Here is a 4,331-nt window from a genome sequence, read left to right as displayed (position 1 = left end):
ACTCGATTTTCTACAGTAGCGGGAGAACGAGGAGCTGCAGACTGTGAACGTGATATTCGAGGTGTTGCCACAAAGTTCTATACCGAAGAAGGCAACTGGGATCTGGTTGGGAATAATACGCCTACCTTTTTTATCAGAGATGTACATAATTTCGCTGACTTGAACCGTGCGGTCAAAAGAGATCCGCGGACCGGGCGCCGCTCTGCTCAAAACAACTGGGATTTCTGGACTCTTCTTCCAGAATGCTTTCACCAGATAACAATAGTTATGAGTGACCGGGGAATTCCGGCGTCTTTCCGTAATATGCATTTTTTTGGAGAGCATACTTTTTCTCTATACAATGATAAAAATGAACGTGTTTGGTGTAAATTTCATTTTAAAACCCAGCAGGGGATAAAGAATTTTTCCAATGAAGAAGCGGCTAAAGTCAATAGTGTGGACAGAGAATATCACGGGAAAGACTTGTATGATGCGATTGAAGAAGGGAATTTTCCAAAATGGACGATGTATGTCCAGATTATGACAGAAGAACAGGCTGCAAACCATTATGAAAATCCATTTGATATCACGAAAATCTGGAGACATGGAGAATACCCTCTGATTGAAGTAGGGGAACTGGAATTAAACCGAAATGCTGATAATTACTTTGCAGAGGTGGAGCAGGCTGCATTTGCTCCTGCACATGTAGTGCCGGGGATTGGATTTAGCCCTGACCGATTTTTACAGGGAAGACTGTTTGCCTATGGTGATGCACAGCGCTACAGGCTGGGTGTAAACCATAATCATATCCCCGTAAACCGGGCAAAGGTAGAGGTAAATGAGTATCATAGAGACGGAGCCATGCGTACAGATGGCAATTATGGTGGGACCCCTGCCTATACGTCAAATAGTGCCGGAGCATGGACTGCCCAGCCTGAGGTTATGGAACCTGAGCTTTCACTGGAAGGTGCTATGTATCGCTACGATCCTAAGGATGATCCAACGGACGACTGTTTCCGCGCAGGTGGGGACTTATGGCGTGTTCTCACAGAAGAGAAGAAGCAGATACTGATACAAAATACAGCAGACGATATGGCGAGTGTTTCACCTAATGTTAAGTATCGTCATGCAGTTCACTGTTACCTGGCAGATCCGGAGTATGGAGAGCGTTTTACCAAAGCGGCAGGTTTATCCATGGACAAAGTGAAAGAGCTTGCAAAATTGGATAATAACAGCTTGATCCAGGCTACGATTTCCTCTGTTTCGGAGTAACCTATAATTCGATAGAATAATTTGTCACTGAATTAGTGGAATTTTAATTGGACAGAAGAGAACAGTAAAAATAGTTAAGTAGACTGTCAGAAGAGGGGACGTCATTAAGGCCGCACAATTACGAAAAGCATCTATTTCGTGGTGTGCGGCTTTTCTGGCTGTTTCGGGATATTTTTTTCTTTTTATAGCCTGTAGTTCTGCCATAAAGAACCCTGTATGTTAATAATGAACAAATCAAAAAGACAAAGTTTGCGTATTTCAGACAATTGTCATATCCGGATGTTTGTGCTATGATAAAGTCATAGTAATTATTAAGAACCATGTTCTATAAAAGAGAACGAGCAAGGGGTGAGTTTATGGAAACTGAAGTAAAAGTGAAGAGTCTCCAAAAGGCAATTGAAGTTTTAAACTGCTTTACCAGGAAGCCCAATCTGGGAGTGACAGAAATCAGTGAGCAGCTGGGCCTGTACAAAAGCAATGTACATAATATTCTGAATACCTATAAGGCTATGGGATATTTAGAACAGGATGAGGAGACCGGAAAGTACAGATTGGGTATAGGCATATTCGACCTGAGCCGGGCGCTGGGTGACCGGTTTACACTGACAAAGATTGCTATGCCATACATGCAGGAGCTGGCAAACATCACGAATAAGAATGTCTATCTGGCAGTCCCAAGAGTGGATGAAGTATTGTATCTGGATGCCACCTATCCGGCAGATGCTACCTACCTGATGCGCTCACTGCTGGGGGAGAGGGCTAAGATGTATTGTACAGGTTTAGGGAAAGCAATGTTATCCGGTATGAATCATGAGCAGATAGAGGCTTGCATATCAGCAGATATGCGGCCATATACGGAAAATACCATTACAGACAGGGAACAATTGCTGGATGAGCTGCAGCTTACGAAGGTCCGGGGATATGCAGTCGACAACATGGAGCATGAATTTGGAATAAAATGTGTTGCGCTTCCCATCTTCGATAACCGGAGGCAGGTAGTGGCAGCTATTAGTGTAAGCGGGGCATCGGTACAATTCACAGATGAAAAAATAGTAGAGATAGCAGAACTGATTAAGAAATACGTAAAGCTCATTGAAAGCAGGATTTAAGATGAGAACTTAGATACATAGATATCTAAGTTTTCCTTAAATAATATAAAGAGAACATTGTTCTGTATTATAGAACAAAAGGAGGAGAAGGGAATGGTAAAACAATTTCCAGGAGGGGTCTGGCCGGTTATGCTGACTCCTTTCACAGAAGAAAACGAAGTGGATTATGAAGCATTGGGGAGTCTGGTGGAGTGGTACATAGAAAAAGGGGTTTCCGGATTGTTCGCGGTATGCCAGTCAAGTGAAATGTTTCAGCTTACACTAAAGGAGCGGATCGCGGTTGCAAAAGCCGTGGTAAAAGCCTCCAATGGCAGAATCCCGGTTATCGCATCCGGACATATTTCAGAATCCCTGGAGGATCAGGCAGCAGAAATTACGGATATGGCTGAAACGGGAGTAGATGCTGTTATCCTCATTACCAACAGGCTCGCCAGGGAAGAGGAGGAAGATGACATTTGGCAGAAGAACTGTGAACTGCTTCTGGCAAAGATTCCAGAGGATATCCCATTGGGTTTCTATGAATGTCCGTATCCTTACAAACGCCTTTTGTCAGAAAAAAATATCCGCTGGTGCCTGGAGACGAAGCGCTTTTACTTTTTGAAAGATACCTGCTGTGATATCCGTCAGATTGAGAAAAAACTATCCTGTCTGAAAGGAAGTAAACTAAAGCTGTATAATGCCAATACGTCAACGCTTCTGGAATCCCTGCAGATTGGTGCAGCAGGCTACAGCGGGGTAATGGCCAACTTCCATCCGGAGCTTTACGTATGGTTGTGCAGACACTTTACGGAACAGAAAGCAAAGGAGCTGTCAGACCAGCTTTCCCTCATGTCCCTTATTGAACGCCAGTATTATCCGGTAAATGCAAAGTATTATCTGTCAGATGAAGAAAAACTACCGATTCGGACGATTTGCAGGGTACAGGATGAGGAAGGCTTGACAGAAACTTTTAAAAAGGAAGTAGATATGCTTTCCCGTGTGTCCGATGAACTGGCAGAAGCTTATCAGGTGAGGAGGTAGCAGTATGGAAGGAAAGACAGCAAAAAAAAGACGAGTAGGGGAAGAAAAACTCCTGGCTGTTATTTTTCTGGCACCGGCAGTTATTTTAATTCTTGGCATGACGGTTCTGCCTATTATCATTGCCATCAATACGAGTCTTCACAACACTGAATATGCAGAGGTAAAGGAATTTGTGGGTTTGAAATATTACATAGAGATTCTTGGGTCATCGAAAGGATGGAACAGCATCTTTAATTCCATTACCTATGTATTGATGTCTCTGGTCCTGGTAATTCCCCTGGGGGTAGTGAGTGCAGTGCTGCTGAACCGCAAGATGAAGGGGCGCACGGCAATCCGGACACTGATTATCATTCCCTGGGTACTTTCCCAGACCGTGACGGCTTTATTGTTCAAATGGCTTTTAAACAGCAATTATGGACCGGTCAGCTATATGGTATATGTGCTTACGGGGCAGAAAGTGGATTTCTTTAATACTCCCATGGCAGCAAAGCTGACAGTTGTAATGGCAAATGTATGGAACTCTTTTCCCATTGTACTGATCTTGATTTTGGCTGCATTACAGTCCATATCCAGAGATGTATATGAAGCGGCTGAGGTAGACGGCGCAACAAAGCTGCAGACATTTTTTAAGATTACGCTTCCTCTTTTGAAGCCGACCATTTTGACTTCTGTAGTCTTACAGAGCATGGAGTATTTCAATATGGTTACGTTAATTTATACACTGACATCAGGAGGTCCTTTTGATGCGACACAAACAGTCAGTGTCCTGGCATTTAAGGAAGGGTTTGATTACTGGCACCTGGGCTATGGATCTGCAAGCAGTATTGTGATTCTTCTTTTAAATATGGCATTTAGTATCATCTACATGGGGATATTGAACAAAAAAGAAGATTAGGTAGGTAATTGCGAAACAAGTTCGCAATCTTGATTCCAAACAGGGTAGAATTGCTG

Annotated in this window: 4 protein-coding genes; all 4 read left to right on the top strand. The window is 43.2% G+C overall.

The features are described from left to right. The coding region (locus ACH2DQ_RS15955; protein ID WP_395027398.1) for a catalase at positions 1–1,251 on the top strand (1,251 nt) is incomplete at its 5' end. Positions 1,252–1,607: 356 nt separating this feature from the next. Continuing rightward, entirely contained in the window at positions 1,608–2,360 is a 753-nt protein-coding gene (locus ACH2DQ_RS15950; RefSeq protein ID WP_394915273.1) for an IclR family transcriptional regulator, read from the top strand. 93 nt (positions 2,361–2,453) lie between these two features. Continuing rightward, entirely contained in the window at positions 2,454–3,380 is a 927-nt protein-coding gene (locus tag ACH2DQ_RS15945) for a dihydrodipicolinate synthase family protein (protein ID WP_394915272.1), read from the top strand. Between the two features lie 4 nt (positions 3,381–3,384). Continuing rightward, positions 3,385–4,275 (top strand): carbohydrate ABC transporter permease, encoded by an 891-nt coding sequence (locus tag ACH2DQ_RS15940; protein ID WP_394915271.1) that lies wholly within the window; start codon positions 3,385–3,387, stop codon positions 4,273–4,275. Positions 4,276–4,331 lie beyond the last annotated feature (56 nt).

Source organism: Robinsoniella sp. (assembly GCF_034124845.1).
The sequence above is the reverse complement of the archived record's forward strand: the minus strand, read 5'-3'. Positions and strand labels throughout refer to the sequence as shown.

Bases quoted from the DNA above. Each gene is read 5' to 3' on its own strand.
- ACH2DQ_RS15940 (WP_394915271.1), top strand. From the start codon at position 3,385: ATGGAAGGAAAGACAGCAAAAAAAAGACGAGTAGGGGAAGAAAAACTC.
- ACH2DQ_RS15945 (WP_394915272.1), top strand. From the start codon at position 2,454: ATGGTAAAACAATTTCCAGGAGGGGTCTGGCCGGTTATGCTGACTCCT.
- ACH2DQ_RS15950 (WP_394915273.1), top strand. From the start codon at position 1,608: ATGGAAACTGAAGTAAAAGTGAAGAGTCTCCAAAAGGCAATTGAAGTT.